The sequence below is a fragment of the Sporosarcina trichiuri genome, assembly GCF_030406775.1.
Classification (GTDB): domain Bacteria; phylum Bacillota; class Bacilli; order Bacillales_A; family Planococcaceae; genus Sporosarcina; species Sporosarcina trichiuri.
Genome location: NZ_CP129119.1, coordinates 789,766 through 810,802 on the forward strand (window position 1 = coordinate 789,766; position 21,037 = coordinate 810,802).

Below are 21,037 nucleotides of genomic sequence, written 5' to 3' on the forward strand. Positions count from 1 at the left end.
AGCCAATTCATATACACTACTTGTATGCGGTACATACTGTATTTACAACTTCGCTAGAAGAAGGGATGACTGCGAGTGGAGATCAAATACGAAGACTTATTCAACCACGTCCGTCCTGCAGTGGAGAGCAAACGGGAAGAATTCCATTTCTACGGCTACAGAACGGTGACCGATGCGGATATCTGGAAGTACTGCGTGCAGAAGAAATGGCGCAAGCGGATTATCGGGGAAATGCGCACCCACGAGATCATCAACGGCGTCATGGAATTGACACCGGCGGAATATATGACCTACACGCAGATCGAGGAGCAGCGTTCATCCGACTGGTTCTCCGACCTGAACAGCGAGGAACTGCAGCTGCTGCTGGCTCCCAGAAAGGACAAACAGAACTAGTAAACTTCCATTTAGATTTGACACGGCGCGGGCACTGTCTCATAATTGTTTTGTTGATGTTTCTTACGTACATACCAAAGCACGACCGCTTCACGGATAGAGGGGGAAAACGGATCATGAAGAAAAGAGGACGGATCGTCGCCTTCCTGTTGCTGATCGTCATTTTTGCAGCAACGATCGGCGGAACGGCGAATCCGATATTGAACAATGTAAAACTCGGTCTCGACCTGCAGGGCGGATTCGAAGTCCTGTACGAGGTCCAGCCGCTGAAGACTGGGGATCACAACCAGAAAATCACGGAAGACGTTGTCGCGGACACAGCGAAAGCGCTCCGCAACCGGATCGACGTACTTGGTGTCAGTGAGCCGAGCATCCAGATCGAATCGAACAACCGGATCCGTGTCCAGCTTGCCGGCGTCGAAGACCAGCAGAAGGCACGGGAACTGCTGTCCACACAGGCCAACCTGACATTCCGGGATGCGGATGACAAACTGCTTCTCGACGGGAACGACCTGAAAGCCGGCAAAGCGAAAGCGAACTTCGGCGAGAACGGCAACCCGGTCGTCACATTGGAAATGAAAGACCCTTCCAAGTTTGCGGAAGTCACATCGGAAGTCGCAGCCAAAGCACCGGAGAACGTCATGGTCATCTGGCTCGATTTTGAAGAAGGAAAAGATTCCTATAAGGAAGAGATGAAAAAACCGGACCCGCGGTTCATATCTGCACCGTCCGTCCGTCAGACCATCAATTCCTCGAATGTTGAAATCTCCGGCAGCTTCACCGTCGAAGAGACGAAAGATCTTGCCGGTATTCTGAACGCCGGAGCACTTCCGGTCCATCTGGAAGAGATGTACTCGACTTCCGTCGGAGCACAATTCGGGGAACAGGCACTTAAACAGACTGTCACAGCAGGTATCGTCGGTATTTCCGCGATCTTCCTGTTCATGCTGTTCTATTACCGGCTGCCCGGACTGGTCGCAGTCATCACACTTTCGGTCTACGTCTACCTGATCATGGTCGTCTTTACGGCCATCAACGGGGTGCTGACACTGCCGGGTATCGCAGCCCTGCTGCTCGGAGTCGGTATGGCCGTCGATGCGAATATCATCACCTATGAGCGCATCAAAGAGGAACTGAGGATTGGAAACTCCATCAAGACGGCGTTTACCAAAGGTGCGAAGGAGTCTTTCACGGCAATCCTTGACGCCAACGTCACGACACTCCTGGCCGCTGTCGTCCTGTTCATCTTCGGGACAAGCTCGGTCAAAGGATTCGCGACGATGCTCATCATCAGTATCGCAGTCAGCTTCATCACAGCAGTATGGGGGGCGCGGCTGCTGCTCGGCCTGCTCGTCCAAAGCGGCCTGTTCGACGGGAAGACCAGCTGGTTCGGTGTCTCGAAGAAACGGGTCCATCCGGCGGGCGAACATATGGACACGCTCGATCTGACGACGAAATTCGACCGTTTCGACTTCGTCCATACACGCAAGCGTTTCTACACATTGTCCATCGTCCTGCTGATTGCCGGTGCAATCATTCTCGGCATTTTCAAGCTGAACCTCGGGATCGACTTCTCGAGCGGTACGCGTGCTGAGATTTTGGCGGATCATGCAATCACGAAACAGGAAGTCAGCACTTACTTGGAAGACATCGGACATCCGAGCGATGATATTGTCATTTCTGGTGACAAGAACAATATCGGGGTCGCCCGGTACAAAGAAGACTTCAGCCAAGAGGAAATCAACAGCCTGAAAGCGCAAGTCGCCGAGAAATACGGCGCAGAGCCGAACGTGTCGACCGTATCACCGACAATCGGGAAGGAACTCGTGAAAAACGCTATCAAAGCCCTCGCCATCGCAGCGCTCGGCATTATCATCTATGTCGCATTCCGCTTTGAATGGCGAATGGGTGTCGCTTCTATTCTGGGTCTGCTGCACGATGCGTTCTTCATGATCGCGATCTTCAGCATCCTGCGTCTCGAGGTGGATATTACTTTCATCGCTGCAGTCCTGACGATCGTCGGGTATTCCATCAACGATACGATCGTCACGTTCGACCGGATCAGGGAGAACATGCACAAGATCGGTCATCTTGACAACGAGAAAGAACTGGCGGATATCATCAACAAATCACTCCGTCAGACACTCGGCCGTTCGGTCAACACTGTGCTGACCGTGCTGATCGTCGTCGTTGCCCTGCTCGCACTCGGTGCACCGTCGATCCGGCCATTCTCGATTGCGCTGCTGATCGGTCTCATCGCCGGTACGTATTCGTCAATCTACATCTCCGCACAGCTTTGGTACGATATGAAAAAGCGGCAGATCAAGAAAACAGGCAAGCTGAAAACAGTCAAAGAGAAGAAACAATGGGGATCCGACGAACCGGTCGTCTGATTTGTTTCAAGAGCTTTCTGAACAGGTATACTCAGGTATACCTGTTTTTCTATGCCGTCCCGCCACAATGCGGCGGGCCAGGCCAGTACAAAAGGAGTTGAACGGATGAAGTCGCAATGGATGCTGATCGTCGGATTATTGGCCGCTATCATAATTGCCGTATTTGCAGTATTCAACGTCGGGAAAGTCCCCGTCGATTATGTCTTCGGCGAAGCACATTGGCCGCTCGTGCTCGTGATACTAGGGTCTGCGCTGCTCGGCGCCCTCGTGAGCGGACTCTTCGCCGTGTTCCGGACAGTCCGCACACGTCGCGAATTGAAAGTACTGCAGCGGCAGATCACCGAAAAGGAAGGCATCATCGCCGACCAGCAGAACGAGATCGCCATGCTGCAGAAGTCACCGGAGCTTGCGAATGAAATCATGACCGATGAGTATGACGCAAAACAATGAAGAACAGCACCGCCAGTATGGATACTTGTTATCCATGCTGGCGGTGTTTTTATAGGCTCGTACAGCAGCCGGTCAGCGGAGTATGGGGATTCTGTCAGCTGGATCATCCAGTACGCAGCAATGTCTCTTCCAATTATGAGCCTGTGAAAGGCGCATATTCCCGCCAGTCTGCAGCTGAAGAAAAATGCGGAGCGGAGCGAAGCCGGCAAGCCAGCTCTTGACTTGCTGCCTTTTCACGCGTCTCAGGGGAGTATGTGTCTGATGCTGTACCGCGGGCATGGGGCCGGGGCGGCCTTGTATTTGTGAAGTTATGAGCGCTTTCGCATGGTTTATGAGCGGAATTGCGAGTTTATGATCACTTTTCAGGTTTTATGATCACTTTCGGTGATTTATGAGCAGAATCGAGGAGTTATGATCACTTTCAGAGATTAATGAGCGGTTCACCCGGTTAATGAGCACTCGTCCCTTTTTCGATCGCTTTTCCGTGACTCCTCCGCCGGTTGCGAGGAGAATCCTTTCCTTTTCCGTCGCAATCCTTTCGGAAATCGGCAAACCCCTGTATAATTGCGGAAGAGGAAGTGACTGCACAGTGATACGTTCAAACAAACAATGGAAAATACATAGACCTGATGGAACTGCGGTGGAAACGTTGATGGACGAGCTGAAGATTCCGTCCATGCATGCGAAAATCCTGGTGTCACGGGGATTCACGAATCCCGCTGAAGTGAAAGAATTCCTGTCGGCAGATGCCGGTGTGCTGCACGATCCGTTCCTGCTGCATGACATGGATAAGGCGGTTGCGCGCATTAAACAGGCGATTGCTGACGGTGAGCACATCGTCGTCTATGGCGACTACGATGCGGACGGCGTGACAAGTGTATCCGTCCTGACGACGGCGCTCGAGCGGCTCGGCGCGGATGTTTCATTCGTCATCCCGAACCGGTTCTCCCATGGCTACGGGCCGAACAGCGGATTGTTCCAGGAAATCGCCGACCTTGGTGCATCGCTCATCATCACTGTCGATAATGGAGTATCCGGTATCGAGCAGGCGGCCTACGCCAAGTCGATCGGGCTCGATCTGATTATCACGGACCACCACGAAATCGGCGAGACTCTGCCGGAAGCGGACGCGGTCATCCATCCGCGGCATCCGGACGGCCACTATCCGTTCGGCGAACTCGCAGGGGTCGGTGTCGCCTTCAAACTGGCCACCGCGCTGCTCGGTGAAGCGCCGCTCGACTTGCTGGAATTCGCAGCCATCGGCACTGTCGCTGATCTTGTGCCGCTGCTGGATGAAAACCGGTACTTCGTCAAAGAAGGCATCCGGCGACTCCGCATGTCCAGCCGCCCGGGCATCCAGGCACTTGCCAAAGCAGGCGGCACGGAACTAAGGCAGTTCACCGAAGAAACGCTCGGCTTCATGGTCGGCCCCCGGCTGAACGCTCCAGGCCGGCTCGGTGATGCGGATGCAGCGGTCGATCTGCTGAAAGCGGACGAGCCAACTGTCGCTGCGGGGATCGCCGCGGAACTCGATCGGCTGAACAAAGAACGGCAGGCGCTCGTCAACGGCATCACACAGGAAGCGCTCGCCATGGTCGAAGCCGAGTATGGAAACGATATCCCCCATGTATTCGTCCTGGCCAAAGAAGGGTGGAATCCAGGGGTCATCGGGATCGTCTCTTCCCGGATCACAGAGAAGTTCCACCGGCCGTCGATCATCCTGTCGATCGATCCCGAAGCGGGGACAGCAAAAGGATCCGCCCGCAGTGTCGAAGGTTTTGACATGTACCAGGAACTTGCAAAGAACCGGGACATCCTTCCTCATTTCGGCGGCCATCAAATGGCGGCGGGCATGACACTGAAACTGGAGGATGTCGATACGCTCCGCAACCAGCTGAACCGGCAGGCAGCGGACGTGCTGACAGACGAGCAGCTGACCGCTACGGTCTCGATCGATGTGCCGCTGACGATCGGCGAGATCGAAGTCGGTGTCCTCGAATCACTGGAACAACTGCGTCCGTTCGGCATGTCGTTCCCGAAACCGGTCTATATGATCGAGAACACATCGGTCGCTTCCATACGGAAGATCGGCGCAGCGAAAAACCATCTGAAACTCGAACTGGAGGACGGCGGGCACAAGCTCGACGCCATCGGTTTCAGCCAGGGCCCGCTTGCGGATGAAATGACCCACGGCATGTCGCTCAATGTTATCGGCGACCTGCAGGTCAATGAATGGAATAACTTCAAAAAACCGCAGATTCTCATTGAAGACATACGTTCCGAGGAGCGTCAGGTATTCGATTTGCGGGGTATCCGGGATCCGCAGCGCTGGGTCGGTACAATCCCGAAAGAGAAAGTTCTGTATGTCGCGTTCCAGCCGAATACAAAATCGTATTTCGCGCCGTTCCTCCCCGATGTCGATATTCGTATGGCGGAAGACTGCACGGGAGACGCGGCTGTCGAAAGTCTGGTCCTGCTCGACATACCGGACCAGCAGCGGCAGCTCGAACAGCTGATGACCCTGTTCAGTCCGGGCAGGATCTACGCGCATTTCTATGCACCGGAATCACGGTATTTCGACGGGATTCCGAGCCGGCAGGAGTTCGGCTGGTATTTCACGTTCCTTAAAAAACGGGGGACTTTTGATATCCGCAACCAGGGTGGGCAGCTCGCGAAGCACAAAGGTTGGAAAATCGAAACGATTTATTTCATGTCGAAAGTGTTTTTTGAACTTGGATTTGTTAAGATAGAGAATGGTGCTGTCATCGCCGAACCGGCAGCAGGCAAACGTGACCTTGCAGAAGCGCCAGCCTACAAGGAACGGCAGCAGCAGATCGAAATGGAAGAACGGCTTCTTTACGCCCCTTACCATGAACTGAAACAATGGTTCCAACAGGTGCAGCAAGTGCAGGCCGTCGAGGAGGAAACAGTATGGACTTGAAACAGTATGTAACAGTAGTGCCGGACTATCCGAAAGAAGGAATCAGCTTCAAAGATATTACGACCATCATGGATAACGGCGAAGCCTATAAATATGCGACGGATCAGATTGTCGAATATGCCAAAGAAGTCGGCGCCGAGCTCATCGTCGGCCCGGAAGCACGCGGATTCATCATCGGCTGCCCGGTCGCGTATGCGCTCGAAATCGGGTTTGCCCCTGTCCGGAAGCCGGGCAAACTGCCGCGCGAAACGATTGCTGTCGACTATGATCTCGAGTACGGTGTCGATCAGCTGACAATTCATAAAGATGCCATTAAGCCCGGACAGCGGGTGCTGATCGTCGACGATCTGCTGGCAACCGGCGGAACTGTAGGCGCCACAGTTGAACTTGTTGAAAAACTGGGCGGTGTTGTCGCAGGCTGCGCGTTCCTGATTGAGCTTTCCTATTTGGATGGCCGCAGAAAGCTGGATAACTATAACATTCGTGCACTGATGACATACTGACCGGATTCCTCCGCTGCCCGCAGCGGGGGGATTTTTGGTAGGCCGCAAGTCGTCAAGTTTCTGTCACATACATATTTTTTGGACAAATTCATTTCTTTACAAAACTTCTGTTTTCACCATACAATAGAGATATGATTCTTTTTTCGATAATGGCCGAAAGGGGTGGGAGAATGGCTGTCGCACAAGACCTGACAGAACACGATATTTTCGCGCTCGTCAGCAAATATATGAACGGTGAGCATGTCGCGTTCGTCAAAAAAGCCTATGAAGCGGCAAAGCGCGCACATGAAGGGCAATATAGAAGTTCCGGAGAACCTTACATTCTCCATCCGGTCCAGGTCGCCGGCATACTTGCAGAACTGCAGATGGATCCGTCGACTGTCGCGGCCGGCTTCTTGCATGATGTCGTAGAAGACACGGAAATCGGCCGGGAAGACATCGTCCGTGATTTCGGCGAGGAAGTCGCCATGCTTGTCGACGGTGTCACGAAGCTTGAGAAACTTAAGTTCAAATCCAATGAAGAAAAACAGGCAGAGAACCACCGGAAGATGTTCATCGCCATGGCGCAGGATATCCGCGTCATCCTGATCAAACTCGCAGACCGCCTGCACAATATGAGGACCCTTAAGTATGTCCGTGAAGAGAAACAGCGGCGTATTTCTGCGGAAACACTGGAAATCTTTGCGCCGCTCGCACACCGGCTCGGTATTTCTGCAATCAAGTGGGAGCTGGAAGATATTGCCCTCCGCTACTTAAATCCTCAGCAATATTACCGCATAGTGAACCTCATGAAGCAAAAACGTGTCGAACGGGAAAACTACCTGTCGAATGTCATGGAGCAGATTGACGCGGAAATCAGCAAGATGGATATTCACGCGGAGCTGTCCGGGCGTCCGAAGCACCTCTATTCCATCTACCGGAAAATGATCCTGCAGAAGAAAGAGTTCAATGAGATCTATGACCTGCTCGCGGTCCGGATTGTCGTCAGCAGCATCAAAGACTGCTACGCTGTGCTCGGAATCATCCATACGCTGTGGAAACCGATGCCCGGCCGCTTCAAGGATTATATCGCGATGCCGAAGCAGAACCTGTACCAGTCGCTGCATACGACGGTCGTCGGTCCTGCCGGCGATCCGCTGGAAGTCCAGATCCGCACCGAAGAGATGCATAAGATCGCCGAATTCGGTGTCGCTGCACACTGGGCCTACAAAGAGGGGACTACAGCGGACCACCCTGATACGATCGACTCGAAATTGACGTGGTTCCGGGAAATCCTCGAAATGCAGAACGAATCCTCGAATGCCGAGGAATTCATGGAATCGCTGAAATTCGACCTGTTTTCTGACATGGTCTATGTATTCACGCCGGACGGGGATGTCATTGAACTCCCGAAAGGCTCTGTCCCGATAGACTTTGCCTACCGGGTCCATTCCGAAGTCGGCAACCGGACGATCGGCGCCAAAGTGAACGGCAAAATGGTGCCGCTCGAAACCGAATTGTTCACCGGCGACATCGTGGAGGTGCTCACATCCAAGCAGTCATTCGGACCGAGCCGGGACTGGCTGAAGATTGCGAACACGTCGCAGGCACGGAACAAAATCCGCCAGTATTTCAAAAAGCAGCTGCGCGAGGATAACGTCTTCAAAGGCAGGGAACTGCTTGAAAAAGAAGTCAAGCTGCAGGAATATACGATGAAGGATGTCGTGACGCCGGAAAGCATCCGGCGGGTCATCGACAAATTCAGCTTCACGTCGGAAGAGGACATGTACGCGGCGATCGGTTCGGGGGGCATCACGGCCCAGCAGGTCGTCAACCGGATGACCGACAAGATCCGTAAAGAGCGTGAGAAGAAGGAAGCGATCGATAAGATTGTCGCCGATCTGAAGAATCCGCCTGCACCGGTCATGACGGAATCCGGCGTGATCGTGAAGGATCTGGATAATCTGCTGATCCGTCTGTCGAAATGCTGCAACCCTGTACCGGGCGATGAAATCGTCGGGTTCATCACTAAAGGGCGGGGGGTTTCCGTCCACCGGGTGGACTGTCCGAATATCCATACGGACAGCCGTGACGACCGTCTGATCGACGTTGCGTGGGCGGTTGCCCCGATGGACAGCCAGAAGAAGGAGTTCCAGGTCGATATCGAAATCACAGGGTACGACCGGCAGGGACTGCTGAACGAAGTGATGATGGCCGTCGTGGATACGAAAACACCGATCATCGCCGTCTCCGGCAAGGCGGACCGCGTCAAGATCGCACATATCAGCATGTCCATCAAAATCACCGACCTGCAGCATTTGCAGCGGATTGTCGATAAAATCAAGCAAGTACGGGACATCTACTCCGTTCAGCGGGTGATCAATTGACGAAAGAGGGATCAGTTTTCTATGAAAGTCGTCCTGCAGCGGTCCAAACAGGCATCTGTCACCGTGGATGATGAAGTCATCGGTGCGATCGAGCATGGCTATGTCCTGCTCGTCGGCCTGACCCACGAGGATACGGAACAAGACGCCGACTATGCAGCAAAGAAAATCGCCGGACTCCGCCTGTTCGAAGACGGAGACGGCAAGATGAACCGGTCGATCGATGAAACTGGGGGACAGATCCTGTCGATTTCCCAGTTCACCCTGTACGGGGACAGCCGGAAAGGCAGACGTCCGAGTTTCATCGAAGCGGCCCGTCCGGAGCATGCAGAGCCGCTCTACGATCATTTCAATGAGCAGCTTCGTGCACTCGGGCTTCGGGTTGAAACCGGCCGGTTCGGGGCGATGATGGATGTGTCGCTCGTCAATGACGGACCGGTGACCCTGATCATCGAATCCAAGTGAAAAATCCGCAGGAGCAACCGGCTCCTGCGGATTTTTTATTGGGCATCGAAATAATCGAGAAGCCCTTTATAGATTCCCTGCGATGCCTGCTCCCTGAAATAGCCGCTCGTCAGCATACGCTCTTCCGACGAATTGGACAGGAATCCGAGTTCGATCAGGACTGCCGGCAGCCGGTTTTCCCGCAGGACGAGGAAGTTGGCGGATTGCGTGCCGCGGTTCCCGAGGTCGACCGTACCGGCGAGCCCTTCATTCAGCGCATCGGCGAATGCCTTTTGCGCAGGCTGTGTATAGTACGTTGTGAATCCGGAAATCGACCGGTCCGGATTGGCATCATAGTGGAGACTGACAAATGCGTCCGCATTCTCCTGATGGCCGATGTCCGTCCGTTTTCTCAGCGAAACGTATGTATCGGAATCCCTCGTCATGACGACTGTCGCGCCGGCGTCCTTCAATTTGCCTGCCAAAAGCTCTGCAGTCAGAAGTGTCAGGTCCTTTTCGTCCGTTCCGCGCGTGCCGGTCGTGCCGCGGTCATTGCCGCCGTGTCCCGGATCGATTGCAATCGTAAGCCCTTTCAGTGTCCCTTTTTCCCGTGCCTTCTTCGTGGGTGCGAAAGAGGCATCTGATGATTCACCAGTCCGGTTGACGACCCAGTCAGCCACGAATGCCGTCCCGCCGTTTTCCAGGATGATCTCATACCAGCCGTCTACTTCGCCTTTCACGCGGAACACGTCTCCGGCATCTGCTCTCAGGACCACGTCAGACGCGGTCGAAGGGGACTGACGGATGTTCGTCCCGTTCGTGACGACCGATACGGCTGCGCTCCCGCCGAGTGACTGCTGTTCGGGATGTCCTGACAGGTCTCCGTGAAATGCGTAGACCCAGCCAGACGTTTTGCCGGACAGCGCGATTTTCACCCAGTTCCCCTCAATGCGTTCAACTGGAAACGATTCGTCTTTCTGTATGGTGCCGACACGTTTCGAAGATTGTGTCGCTTTTTTCCTTACATTCAGCTTATCGACCGCCACGGTGAACGTATCCGCCTTGACTGCTTTTGCATTGTCGGCGTTTTCCTCGGTGACACCTGAGGATGAAGGCACTTCCGTTATGTATGTCGTATGCACCCAGCCGTCTGTACCATCAGCTGAAATGGAAGCCCACTCCCCGTCGTAGCCGAGCAGATCGGCAGGTTCTCCGGAACGGAGTTTGCCGATGACCGCGGAATTGGTCGAAGGACCGGAGCGGATGTTCAGGGAATCGACACGGGATACGACCGTTTTGCCTGCAGTTTCGGAGGCATTCCCTTTCTTTGTAAGCCATGCTGCAATCCAGCCGGTTTCGCCATCTCCGGATATTTTGAGCCAGTCGCCGGAATGCCCGATGACATCAACGGTTTGCCCGTCCGACAGCCGGCCTGTCACCGAGTAGGTGAGCCCCGGACCCGACCGGATGTTCAGTGTCGGGGAATCGACTGTGACAGTCTCTGCAGCACCGTCAGCAGCAGCTGTGATGAAGCCGCCGCCCAGCAGCACAGCCAGCAGGAAGAACCCCGCAGCGAGTGCTGTTTTTGCAAGTTTCGGCATGTTTCCACACTCCTTTGTCCATATTGTAAAAGAACGGACGGGAAAAAACCATACCAAATGAAAAAGGTTGACACCTTGGCGACAGATGGTACTATTATTGATAACTGCATGCAGTGAACATTGTCGATGACTTGGAAAGTATTCAAGCAACTGGCTGAACAGAGAAGGGCGGACCCAGGCTGAAATCCCCCTCAGGCAACCTTGGAGAAAAACACCAGCGAGACGCCAGGCTGAAACGCGGACACCGCTTAGTAGGCAGGGACGGAACCGGCCGTTATCCGGATACGAGTGGGTGTCAGATGACATCAATTTGGGTGGAACCGCGGAAGCTTACATATAAGCTCTCGTCCCTTGCAGACGCAGGGGATGGGGGCTTTTTTGCATTCCGCGAAATGACCCGCATGATCAGGAGAGGGGTTTACCGATGAAGTTCAAAGTGCCAAGAGGAACACAAGACATCCTGCCGTCCGAATCGTGGAAATGGCAGAAGCTCGAACGGATGATCCATGAAGTATGCGACCTGTACCGCTATGAGGAAATCCGCACACCGATGTTCGAACAGACCGAACTGTTCCAGCGGACGGTCGGCGATACGACGGACATCGTGACGAAAGAAATGTATACATTCAAAGACCGGGGCGACCGCTCCATGACACTGCGGCCGGAAGGGACAGCACCAGTCGTCCGTTCGTTCGTTGAAAACAAAATGTTCGGCTGGCCCGACCAGCCGGTCAAACTATACTACATCGAGCCGATGTTCCGGTACGAACGCCAGCAGGCGGGGCGCTACCGCCAATTCGTCCAATTCGGCACGGAAGCGATCGGCAGTGCCGACCCTGCAATCGATGCGGAAGTCATCGCGCTTGCACTCGATGTATACAAACGGGCAGGCCTGAAGGACATCAAGCTTGTGCTGAACTCGCTCGGTGATCAGGTATCCCGCGCAGCGCACCGGGATGCACTCGTCGAACACTTCAAACCATCGATCAGTGAATTCTGTGCGGACTGCCAGAGCCGTCTGGAAAAAAATCCGCTCCGCATCCTCGACTGCAAAGTGGACCGCGAGCATCCGCTCATGAAGACTGCGCCGTCGCTGACGGATTATCTGAACGATGAATCCCGTGCATATTTCGACAAGCTGCAGCAGCTGCTGACGGCGGCAGGAATCAGTTTCGAGCTGGATCCGAACCTCGTCCGCGGACTTGATTACTATAATCATACAGCTTTCGAAATCATGAGTGCCGCCGAAGGGTTTGGCGCCATCACGACATTATGCGGCGGCGGCCGCTACAATGGGCTGGCGGAAGAGATCGGCGGACCTTCCGCACCCGGTATCGGATTTGGCATGAGCATCGAACGTCTCCTGCTTGCGCTGGAAGCGGAATCCGCTGAGCTTGAAAACGACGATGCGCTCGATATCTACGTCGTCTCGCTCGGCGAAGCGGCGAAAGACCGGGCATTTGAGGTGCTGCAGACACTTCGGGCAGCGGGCATCCGGGCGGATATGGATTATATGGACCGCAAGATGAAAGCGCAGATGAAGTCAGCGGACCGTCTCCGGGCGAAATGGGTGGCGGTGATCGGTGAAGAGGAAGTCGAACGGAATATCGTACAGCTGAAAAACATGGCGGAAGGCACGCAGCAATCGGTTTCCGCCGATGAACTAGTGAAAAACATCCTGGCAGCAGGGAACTAAGAGAGGCAGTGGTAATGATGCAACGGACACAGTATTGTGGGGAATTGAACGAACAGAATATCGGGGAGCAGGTGACACTGAAAGGCTGGGTGCAGAAGCGGCGTGACCTCGGCGGCCTGATCTTCGTCGATTTGCGGGACCGGACAGGAATTGTCCAGGCGGTCTTCAATCCGGCGATTTCCGGCCAGGCACTTGAGACGGCTGAGCGGCTGCGCAGTGAATTCGTCATTTCGGTGACTGGAAATGTCGTCGAACGCGACGAGCGGACAAAAAACAAGAACCTGAAAACAGGCGGCATCGAAGTACACGCGGAACAGATTGAAATCATCAACGAAGCGAAAAATCCGCCATTCCTGATTGAGGACGATACGGACGTCAGCGAAGAACTCCGCTTGAAATACCGCTATCTCGACTTGCGCCGTCCCCAGCTAGCCCGTACATTCAAGATGCGGTCCGACATTACGAAGACAATCCGTAATTTCCTCGACAATGAAGGGTTCCTCGAAGTTGAGACGCCGATCCTGACGAAGTCGACCCCGGAAGGCGCTCGTGACTACCTAGTGCCGAGCCGTGTCCATGAAGGCGAATTCTACGCATTGCCGCAGTCGCCGCAGCTATTCAAGCAGATGCTCATGGTATCCGGCTTCGACCGGTATTTCCAGATTGCCCGCTGCTTCCGGGACGAGGATCTGCGTGCGGACCGCCAGCCGGAATTCACACAAGTCGATATGGAAATGAGTTTCATGTCGATCGAAGAGATCATCGAACTGAATGAGCGTATGATGCAAAAAGTGATGAAGGACGTCAAAGGGATTGCAATCGACGCACCATTCAAACGGATGACGTATGCGGATGCAATGGCTCGCTACGGATCTGACAAACCGGACACACGTTTCGGCATGGAGCTGACCGATGTATCGGAAATCGTGAAAGATACAGCATTCAAAGTGTTCACCGGTGCACTTGAGTCCGGCGGCCAAGTGAAGCTGATCAACGTCAAAGGGGCGGCTGCCGATTACTCCCGGAAAGATATCGATGGCTTCGGTGAATTTGCTGCCGTCTACGGAGCGAAAGGCCTGGCATGGCTGAAGGTGGAAGCAGACGGACTCAAAGGACCGATTGCGAAGTTCTTCGAAGGGGACACAGCGGAAGCGCTGCAGACTGCAGCTGCTGCGGAGCCTGGCGACCTGCTGTTGTTTGCCGCCGATAAAAAATCGGTCGTTGCTGATACGCTCGGCGCGCTGCGCATGAAATTCGGGAAAGAACGCGGTCTGATCGACGAGTCGCTCTACAACTTCCTGTGGGTCACCGACTGGCCGCTGTTCGAGTACGACGAGGAAGACGGCCGGTTCTACGCAGCACATCATCCGTTCACAATGCCTGCTGACGTCAAAGAACTCGAGGAGAGTCCAGAGACAGTGAAGGCGCTCGCCTATGACTTGGTGCTCAATGGCTATGAACTTGGCGGCGGATCACTGCGCATCTACGAACGTGACGTGCAGGAGAAGATGTTCAAAGCACTCGGATTTACCCAGGAGGAAGCGCGCGAGCAGTTCGGATTCCTGCTGGACGCGTTCGAATACGGCACACCTCCGCACGGCGGCATCGCCTTCGGTCTTGACCGTCTCGTCATGCTGCTGACCGGTTCAACGAACTTGCGTGATACGATTGCGTTCCCGAAAACAGCGAGCGCAACGGACCTGTTGACAGAAGCTCCGGATACTGTGGACCCGGCGCAGCTCACGGAATTGCATATTCAATTAGCCCCAGAACGAAAATAGGAAATTAGCACTTTTCTGATTTCAATCAAGAATTTCGTGTGCAAATGATTGAAACGCTTACAAGCATATGCTATGATACATGTATTAACAAATCCTGAGGTGTTCGTTATTTGCCAGACAGTTTTGACCGAACACTTTAATCGTCGGGAGCCCAGGTTCTTCTCATGATGACATGCCTGTCATGGGACCTCAGAAGTGAGAAGACCGGGCACCCACCTGCACCGTGCGGGTTCAAAACGATATTACAAAGACGGCACATTCGGGATTTGTTCCACTTCAGACAGTCCACCTCTTAGCAATCCTGCTGAGAGGTTTTTATTTTGAAAGAGAAAGGTTGTTGGCTCATGTTAAACCAGTTTTCACGAAACGAACTATCCATCGGCAAAGAAGGGATCGGCCGGATGGCGGATACGACAGTCGCCATTCTCGGCGTCGGAGGTGTCGGCTCGTTCGCCGCAGAAGCATGCGCCCGGAGCGGCATCGGTAAGATCATCCTTGTGGACAAGGATGACGTCGATATCACCAACATCAACCGGCAGCTCGTCGCCTACCTGTCAACAGTGGGCAAGCTGAAAGTGGAAGTCATGCAGGAGCGCATCAAAGACATCAATGCGGACTGTGAAGTCGTACCGCTCCATATGTTCTACACAGAAGAGACGGCAGACCGCTTTTTCGCAGAGAAGCCGGACTACGTGATCGATGCCTCTGACACGATCAGCTACAAGATCCATCTGATCGAGCAGTGCCTCGAGCGCGGCGTCAAGATCATTTCAAGCATGGGGGCCGCAAACAAGATCGATCCGACGCGTTTCCAGATCGCCGATATTTCAAAGACGCACACCGATCCGATCGCAAAGGTCATCCGCACCCGACTGCGGAAAGCGGGTATCACAAAAGGTGTGCCGGTCGTGTTTTCCGATGAAAGTCCGATCATCGTGCGCGAAGATGTCGTCGGAACAGTCGGCAAGCCGGACGCCGCGATCCGCAAAGCCAAAATGCCGCCCGCATCGAATGCCTACTGTCCATCCGTCGCCGGTCTGGTCGCCGCCAGCTGGGTGCTGAACGACATCACCGCCGACATACCGCTTCAGCGGGTGAACGACAGCAAGTAAGCGGGAATCTGCGGCGGCAAGGCATCTGATCTGTTCATGAACCTGGCGAAGTGATCATAAATCTGCGATTGTACTCATAAATCGCGGAAAGTGATCATAAACCCGGGAAAGTGATCATAAATGCGTACTTTCGCTCATAAATCATGAAAAGTGATCATAAATCTTCAATCCCGCTCATAAACCCGTATAACAACTGAAAATCCAGCAAGACATACAGCCGGCCAGCTGCTCGCTGCCGCCCGACTGTATGGTCCAGTACAAAAAAGCATGGCCGGAGTCATTCCTCCGGCCATGCTTTTCATATGCGCTTCATATATTCCTTTTTCCAGGCCAATACCTGCTCGAATGCATCCTCCACGGTATCCGCTTCGATGATCGTCTTCAGATCATCATCCACCTTTCCGGTCGAATGCCGATAGCGCGGGTCGTAATAATGCTCGAGCAACAGCAGAGTGGCGGTCTCATAGTCTCCGCCATGGAGGGCCGTCCCGATCTCCTTTGCAACCGGCACATGGATGCGCCGCTTGATCTGCTCGAACGCGATCAGGAACTCGTCCGGCTGCTCCCATGGCTTATAATCGGCGAGCGTGAGACGCACCCGTTCCTCGATCGGCAGCCGGATGATCAGATGACGGCTCAGTTCCTTCTTCTCGAACAGGAAAGTGGGCATCGTCACTTTGCCGATCCGCTTGCTTTCGCCTTCGATGAAGACAAGCGGTTCTTCTGCAGTCCGTTTCAGCTCATGGAGCAGGAGCGACTCGAAATTCTTCTGGTTCTTCGCCTGCAGGCCGATCTGGCCGAAGATCGAGCCGCGGTGTCCGGCGAGCCCTTCCAGGTCCACGACCGCCTCGCCTGCATCTGCAAGCTTATGCAGGATGACCGTCTTGCCGGATCCCGTATAGCCGTTCAGCACAAGCAATTCCGGCCGATAGTCCATCAGATCCAGCTGCTCGACGACCCACTGACGGTACGTACGGATGCCGCCGATCAGCCGGTTCGCATGCACGCCCATCAGGTCCAGCACGGTGGCCGCGGTTTTGCTGCGCATCCCGCCGCGCCAGCAGAATACGGTCATCGGTGTCCCGATCGCCTGGAAATCGGCGATGAACTGCGGAAGTTTGGCCGAGAAGATTTCAAGGCCCCTCTTTTTCGCTTCCGCCTGTCCGACCTGTTTATAGATCGTTCCGACTTCCGCCCGCTCTTCGTCATTGAAGACGGGGATGTTCAGACTGCCGGGAATGCTCGATTCGGCATACTCCTTCGGCGATCTGACATCGATGAGCGTGTGCGCACCACTTGCATGGAGTTCCATCAGATCTTTTAAACTAATATCACGAAACATAGCTGCACCTTCTTATCGGACTGTAATATGTCCTGGATGTTCAGACGTCACTTCACCGATCCGTTTCGCTGCCACTCCGTTTTCCTGGAGGGAGGACAGCAGTTGATCGGCATCATCCGCCGATACTGCAATCAGTAGACCGCCCGACGTTACCGCGTCACACAATACCCATTGATCGATCTGATCGAGCCGCGGATCGAACGAGACCGCACCTTCCAGATGGGCAAAGTTGTTCTTCGTTCCGCCCGGCACATGGCCGTCCTGCGCCAGTTCCTTCGCACGCGGGAGGACCGGCACCTCGTCAGCATGGATGATGATGCCGGCGTTGCTGCCTTTCGCCATTTCGGATGTATGTCCGAGCAGTCCGAAACCGGTGACGTCCGTGACTGCGTGGACGCTGAATGGCTTCATCGTTTCAGCGGCCGTCTTGTTCAGTGTCGTCATAACGGAGGTCACGTCACGGACCTCTCCGCCGGACAGCTTGCCGTGTTTCAGGGAAGTCGTGTAGATCCCCACGCCGATCGGTTTTGTCAGCAGGAGGACATCCCCCGGTTTTGCGCCTGCATTCGCGCGTACATGATCAGGATGCACCGTTCCTGTCACGGCCAGTCCGAACTTCGGTTCCTGGTCATCGATCGAGTGGCCGCCCACGAGTGTGACACCCGCTTCCTTCAGCTTGTCGCCCGCTCCGCGGAGGATTTCCGTCAAAATGGTTTTGTCGAGTGCCGCGATAGGGAATGCTACTATATTAAGGGCTGTGATCGGCGTGCCGCCCATCGCGTAAACGTCACTGATCGCATTGGCCGCTGCGATCTGACCGAAGTCGTACGGATCATCGACGATCGGTGTGAAGAAGTCGAGCGTCTGGACAATCGCGAGGTCATCGGATACTTTATACACACCGGCATCATCGCTCGTGTCGAGACCGACGAGCAGGTTCGGATCCGGTTCCGCCTGCGGCAGATTCCGGAGAACATCAGCCAGGTCTGCGGGACCGATTTTGCAGCCGCAGCCGCCTTTTTTTGTCAGAGTCGTCAATTTAACTGGAGTTTCCATTTATACGTCGCCTCTCAATGTCGAATATTTGAACAGACAGCTGGAACAGCCTGCTGTCCTTCATTTTATCATAAAAAGGGGAGCGGCTCCTGTCTGACCCTTCGGCATGACAAAATCCACACATTTTAAGCAAAACCAAATCGTTCACTAGGAGGAACAGTTATGGAAAAATATGAAATGATTATTGGGAAGCAGGATTACGGCGAACAGCTGGGTACGATCGGCATCGTCAACCCATATACACAGGAAACGATTGCCACTGTGCCGGACGGCGGGGCGGATGAAGCGAAACGGGCAGTGGATGCCGCACATGGTGCGTTCCCCGCATGGGCTGCACTCACAGCCTACGAGCGGAGCGGGCTCATCATGAAATGGCATGATCTGATCGAGCGGGACAAGGAAGACCTCGCCCGCACGATGACCGAGGAACAGGGCAAGCCGATCACGGAAGCGCGCGGTGAGATGGAGTATGCAAACGGCTTCAACGCCTGGTATGCGGAAGAAGCGAAACGCGTATACGGTGAGACGATCCCCGCTTCAAAACCAGGGAAGCGGCTGTTTGTCACGAAACAGCCGGTCGGCGTCGTCGCAGCCATCACGCCGTGGAATTTCCCGGCGGCGATGATCACCCGGAAAGTCGCGCCTGCACTCGCTGTCGGCTGCACGGTCGTCATCAAACCGTCCCGTCTGACCCCCCTCACTGCCGTGAAACTCGGCCGGCTTGCACTCGAAGCCGGTATCCCGGAAGGCGTCGTCAACGTTGTGACAGGGGACTCAGGCGCAATCTCGGACGCCTGGCTCGAAGACGGACGGGTGAAGAAGATCACGTTCACCGGTTCTACGGAAGTCGGCCGGGAACTCATGAAGAAAGCATCGGATACTGTGAAGAAGATTTCTCTGGAACTCGGAGGGCTGGCGCCTGCCATCGTGATGGATGACTGTGATCTCGACAAAGCGGTGGACGGCGTCATTGCTACGAAATTCCGCAATGCTGGCCAGACGTGCATCTGTGCGAACCGCGTCTACGTACAGGAATCGATTGCAGATGAATTCACGAGGAAGATCAGCGAAAAGGTCAGACAGCTGAAGACGGGCAGCGGATTGGAAGAAGAAACGAAGATCGGACCGCTCGTCGACCGGAAAGGACTCGAGAAAGTCGAACGCCATGTGGAGGATGCACTGGACAAAGGCGCAGAAGCAGCCGTTGGCGGCAACCTGGAAGAAGGGCTCATCTACCAGCCCACTGTCCTGACAGGAGTGACCGATGATATGATCTGCATGCATGAAGAGACGTTCGGGCCGGTTGTGCCGATCGCTCCGTTCAAGACGGAAGAAGAAGCCATCCGGAGAGCGAACGATACGATCTTCGGGCTCGCCGCATATCTGTTCACGGAGAATATGAGCCGCGGTATCCGGATGAGCGAGCAGCTCGAGTACGGGATCGTTGGGCTGAACGACGGATCACCTTCCACGCCGCAGGCACCATTCGGCGGGTTCAAGCAGAGCGGTCTTGGACGCGAAGGCGGACGCCAGGGTATCGAGGAATTCGTCGAAGTGAAATATATTTCTGCAGGCATATGAAAACAGCAAAAAGCAGGTACATCCGCCATCGCTGTACCTGCTTTTTGCTGTTCAGATCAGGAGATCGAAGAGCATGCTGTCATGCTTCACTTCAGTGAACGGAAATCCGTTTTCCTCCATACGGCCGACCAGGCCGCCGTGGTCTGCCGGGTCTTTCAATTCGATACCGACCAATGCCGGCCCGTTCTCTTTGTTGTTCTTCTTAGTATATTCGAACGTCGTGATATCATCGTTCGGTCCAAGCACATTATCCAGGAACTGACGGAGTGCGCCTGAACGCTGCGGGAAGTTGACGATGAAATAATGGAGCAGGCCCTGATGGATCAGCGATTTTTCCTTGATTTCTTGCATACGGCCGATATCGTTGTTCCCTCCGCTGATCACAAGGACGACAGATTTACCTCTGATCTGTTCTTTATACGCATCGAGCGCTGCCACGGGCAGGGCGCCCGCAGGTTCCGCAATGATGGCATGCTTGTTGTACAGGTCGAGGATCGCCGTGCAGACTTTCCCTTCAGGAACGGCAAGGACCTCATCGACCAGTTCGAAACAGACATCGAATGTCTTCTGGCCGGGACACTTCACCGCAGCTCCATCGACGAACTTATCGATATCGGGCAGGGAAGTACGCGAACCATTCTCGAACGATGCACGCATACTCGCCGCTCCTGCAGGCTCGACGCCGATCATCCGGGTTTGCGGCGAGAGGTTTTTAATATATGTACTCATACCGGACATGAGGCCGCCCCCGCCGATGCTTGCGAACACATAATCGAGCGGCTCTCCGATGTCATTCATGATTTCGACTGCTACGGTCGCCTGGCCCGCCATGATATCGAAGTCGTCGAACGGATGGATGAAGATCCGCCCTTCCTCCGACGTGCATCGGCTCGCCTCTTCGAACGAATCATCGAACGTATCGCCTGTCAGCACGATATCGACAGTCCCTCTGCCGAACATTTCCACTTGATCGACTTTCTGTTTCGGTGTAGGAAGCGGCATGAAGATCTTGGCATCGATTCCGAGTTCCGCACATGCATACGCGACGCCCTGTGCATGATTGCCGGCACTTGCGCAGACGACACCTTTCTGCCGTGCCTCCTCTTCGATGCATTTGATTTTATAATACGCACCGCGCAGTTTGAACGAGCGGACCGACTGCAGATCTTCCCGCTTGATGTAGACGGTGCATCCATATTCATTCGACAGCCGCTCATTCTTCTGGAGCGGTGTATGGACGACAACGTCTTTCAGCACCTGATTCGCAATCAGAATATCTTCGATAGCTAACTGTTTTTTCGCTGCTTCCTGTATGTTCGTCAAAGTGAAGACCTCCTGGGCAACTGGCATTTTTCAATACTACCATGCAGGAAGCAGAGTG

At 54.4% G+C, this 21,037-nt stretch carries 15 protein-coding genes, 1 other RNA gene and 1 other annotated feature; of the genes, 12 read left to right on the forward strand and 4 right to left on the reverse strand.

The features are described from left to right. Nucleotides 1–75: 75 nt before the first annotated feature. The 7 genes from QWT68_RS04250 (at nucleotide 76) to dtd (ending at nucleotide 9,508) form a co-directional block, all read left to right on the forward strand. The gene (locus QWT68_RS04250) at nucleotides 76–393 is read left to right on the forward strand and encodes a post-transcriptional regulator (RefSeq protein WP_040286381.1); all 318 of its coding nucleotides are present in this window, start codon (nucleotides 76–78) and stop codon (nucleotides 391–393) included. 116 nt (nucleotides 394–509) lie between these two features. Next, nucleotides 510–2,786, forward strand: a complete 2,277-nt coding sequence (secDF, locus tag QWT68_RS04255) for a protein translocase subunit SecDF (RefSeq protein WP_040286382.1) — start codon at nucleotides 510–512, stop codon at nucleotides 2,784–2,786. Between the two features lie 105 nt (nucleotides 2,787–2,891). Beyond that, complete coding sequence (locus QWT68_RS04260; protein ID WP_040286383.1) at nucleotides 2,892–3,236, forward strand: LapA family protein; 345 nt, start codon at nucleotides 2,892–2,894, stop codon at nucleotides 3,234–3,236. Nucleotides 3,237–3,825: 589 nt separating this feature from the next. Then, nucleotides 3,826–6,177 (forward strand): single-stranded-DNA-specific exonuclease RecJ, encoded by a 2,352-nt coding sequence (gene recJ, locus QWT68_RS04265; protein ID WP_290149789.1) that lies wholly within the window; start codon nucleotides 3,826–3,828, stop codon nucleotides 6,175–6,177. Beyond that, nucleotides 6,168–6,680 (forward strand): adenine phosphoribosyltransferase, encoded by a 513-nt coding sequence (locus QWT68_RS04270; protein WP_040286385.1) that lies wholly within the window; start codon nucleotides 6,168–6,170, stop codon nucleotides 6,678–6,680. The genes recJ and QWT68_RS04270 overlap by 10 nt, the downstream gene beginning before the upstream one ends. Nucleotides 6,681–6,850: 170 nt before the next feature. After that, on the forward strand, nucleotides 6,851–9,046 hold the full coding sequence (locus tag QWT68_RS04275; protein WP_290149790.1) for a RelA/SpoT family protein: 2,196 nt from the start codon (nucleotides 6,851–6,853) through the stop codon (nucleotides 9,044–9,046). 21 nt (nucleotides 9,047–9,067) lie between these two features. Continuing rightward, nucleotides 9,068–9,508 (forward strand): D-aminoacyl-tRNA deacylase, encoded by a 441-nt coding sequence (gene dtd, locus QWT68_RS04280; RefSeq protein WP_290149793.1) that lies wholly within the window; start codon nucleotides 9,068–9,070, stop codon nucleotides 9,506–9,508. 35 nt (nucleotides 9,509–9,543) lie between these two features. On the opposite strand, the gene QWT68_RS04285 is transcribed toward dtd, so the two are convergent. Next, nucleotides 9,544–11,088: an N-acetylmuramoyl-L-alanine amidase family protein gene (locus tag QWT68_RS04285; RefSeq protein ID WP_290149795.1), complete on the reverse strand. Its 1,545-nt coding sequence runs from the start codon at nucleotides 11,086–11,088 to the stop codon at nucleotides 9,544–9,546. Between the two features lie 117 nt (nucleotides 11,089–11,205). After that, nucleotides 11,206–11,443: a binding site (T-box leader), on the forward strand. A gap of 69 nt (nucleotides 11,444–11,512) precedes the next feature. On the opposite strand from QWT68_RS04285, the gene hisS reads away from it, so the two are divergent. From hisS to QWT68_RS04305, 4 genes are all read left to right on the forward strand, one after another. Further along, nucleotides 11,513–12,784: a histidine--tRNA ligase gene (gene hisS / locus QWT68_RS04290; protein WP_290149796.1), complete on the forward strand. Its 1,272-nt coding sequence runs from the start codon at nucleotides 11,513–11,515 to the stop codon at nucleotides 12,782–12,784. A 14-nt stretch (nucleotides 12,785–12,798) separates the two neighbouring features. Continuing rightward, nucleotides 12,799–14,565, forward strand: coding sequence for an aspartate--tRNA ligase (aspS, locus tag QWT68_RS04295; RefSeq protein WP_290149799.1), 1,767 nt, complete (start codon nucleotides 12,799–12,801; stop codon nucleotides 14,563–14,565). Between the two features lie 88 nt (nucleotides 14,566–14,653). Further along, nucleotides 14,654–14,835, forward strand: a non-coding RNA gene (ssrS, locus tag QWT68_RS04300) — 6S RNA. A gap of 74 nt (nucleotides 14,836–14,909) precedes the next feature. Beyond that, nucleotides 14,910–15,677: a tRNA threonylcarbamoyladenosine dehydratase gene (locus QWT68_RS04305; protein ID WP_040286390.1), complete on the forward strand. Its 768-nt coding sequence runs from the start codon at nucleotides 14,910–14,912 to the stop codon at nucleotides 15,675–15,677. 298 nt (nucleotides 15,678–15,975) lie between these two features. On the opposite strand, the gene mnmH is transcribed toward QWT68_RS04305, so the two are convergent. Both mnmH and selD read right to left on the reverse strand, forming a co-directional pair. Further along, nucleotides 15,976–17,019 carry a tRNA 2-selenouridine(34) synthase MnmH gene (gene mnmH, locus QWT68_RS04310; RefSeq protein WP_290149802.1) on the reverse strand — a complete coding sequence of 348 codons (1,044 nt, stop codon included), beginning with the start codon at nucleotides 17,017–17,019 and terminating at the stop codon, nucleotides 15,976–15,978. 12 nt (nucleotides 17,020–17,031) lie between these two features. After that, complete coding sequence (gene selD, locus QWT68_RS04315) at nucleotides 17,032–18,075, reverse strand: selenide, water dikinase SelD (protein WP_040286392.1); 1,044 nt, start codon at nucleotides 18,073–18,075, stop codon at nucleotides 17,032–17,034. Nucleotides 18,076–18,237: 162 nt separating this feature from the next. Here selD and QWT68_RS04320 point away from each other — a divergent pair, with 162 nt between their 5' ends. Further along, nucleotides 18,238–19,656 (forward strand): NAD-dependent succinate-semialdehyde dehydrogenase, encoded by a 1,419-nt coding sequence (locus QWT68_RS04320; RefSeq protein WP_290149805.1) that lies wholly within the window; start codon nucleotides 18,238–18,240, stop codon nucleotides 19,654–19,656. Between the two features lie 51 nt (nucleotides 19,657–19,707). Here QWT68_RS04320 and ilvA read toward each other — a convergent pair whose 3' ends face one another. Beyond that, a complete protein-coding gene (gene ilvA, locus QWT68_RS04325) occupies nucleotides 19,708–20,970 on the reverse strand; it encodes a threonine ammonia-lyase IlvA (RefSeq protein ID WP_290150451.1) in 1,263 nt (420 codons plus the stop codon). Nucleotides 20,971–21,037: the final 67 nt, after the last annotated feature.

Excerpts from the sequence above, each read along its gene's own strand:
- secDF (WP_040286382.1), top strand. The coding sequence starts at position 510 with ATGAAGAAAAGAGGACGGATCGTCGCCTTCCTGTTGCTGATCGTCATT.
- selD (WP_040286392.1), bottom strand. The coding sequence starts at position 18,075 with ATGGAAACTCCAGTTAAATTGACGACTCTGACAAAAAAAGGCGGCTGC.
- QWT68_RS04260 (WP_040286383.1), top strand. The coding sequence starts at position 2,892 with ATGAAGTCGCAATGGATGCTGATCGTCGGATTATTGGCCGCTATCATA.
- QWT68_RS04275 (WP_290149790.1), top strand. The coding sequence starts at position 6,851 with ATGGCTGTCGCACAAGACCTGACAGAACACGATATTTTCGCGCTCGTC.
- hisS (WP_290149796.1), top strand. The coding sequence starts at position 11,513 with ATGAAGTTCAAAGTGCCAAGAGGAACACAAGACATCCTGCCGTCCGAA.
- QWT68_RS04270 (WP_040286385.1), top strand. The coding sequence starts at position 6,168 with ATGGACTTGAAACAGTATGTAACAGTAGTGCCGGACTATCCGAAAGAA.
- aspS (WP_290149799.1), top strand. The coding sequence starts at position 12,799 with ATGATGCAACGGACACAGTATTGTGGGGAATTGAACGAACAGAATATC.
- QWT68_RS04285 (WP_290149795.1), bottom strand. The coding sequence starts at position 11,088 with ATGCCGAAACTTGCAAAAACAGCACTCGCTGCGGGGTTCTTCCTGCTG.
- QWT68_RS04305 (WP_040286390.1), top strand. The coding sequence starts at position 14,910 with ATGTTAAACCAGTTTTCACGAAACGAACTATCCATCGGCAAAGAAGGG.
- QWT68_RS04320 (WP_290149805.1), top strand. The coding sequence starts at position 18,238 with ATGGAAAAATATGAAATGATTATTGGGAAGCAGGATTACGGCGAACAG.
- dtd (WP_290149793.1), top strand. The coding sequence starts at position 9,068 with ATGAAAGTCGTCCTGCAGCGGTCCAAACAGGCATCTGTCACCGTGGAT.
- mnmH (WP_290149802.1), bottom strand. The coding sequence starts at position 17,019 with ATGTTTCGTGATATTAGTTTAAAAGATCTGATGGAACTCCATGCAAGT.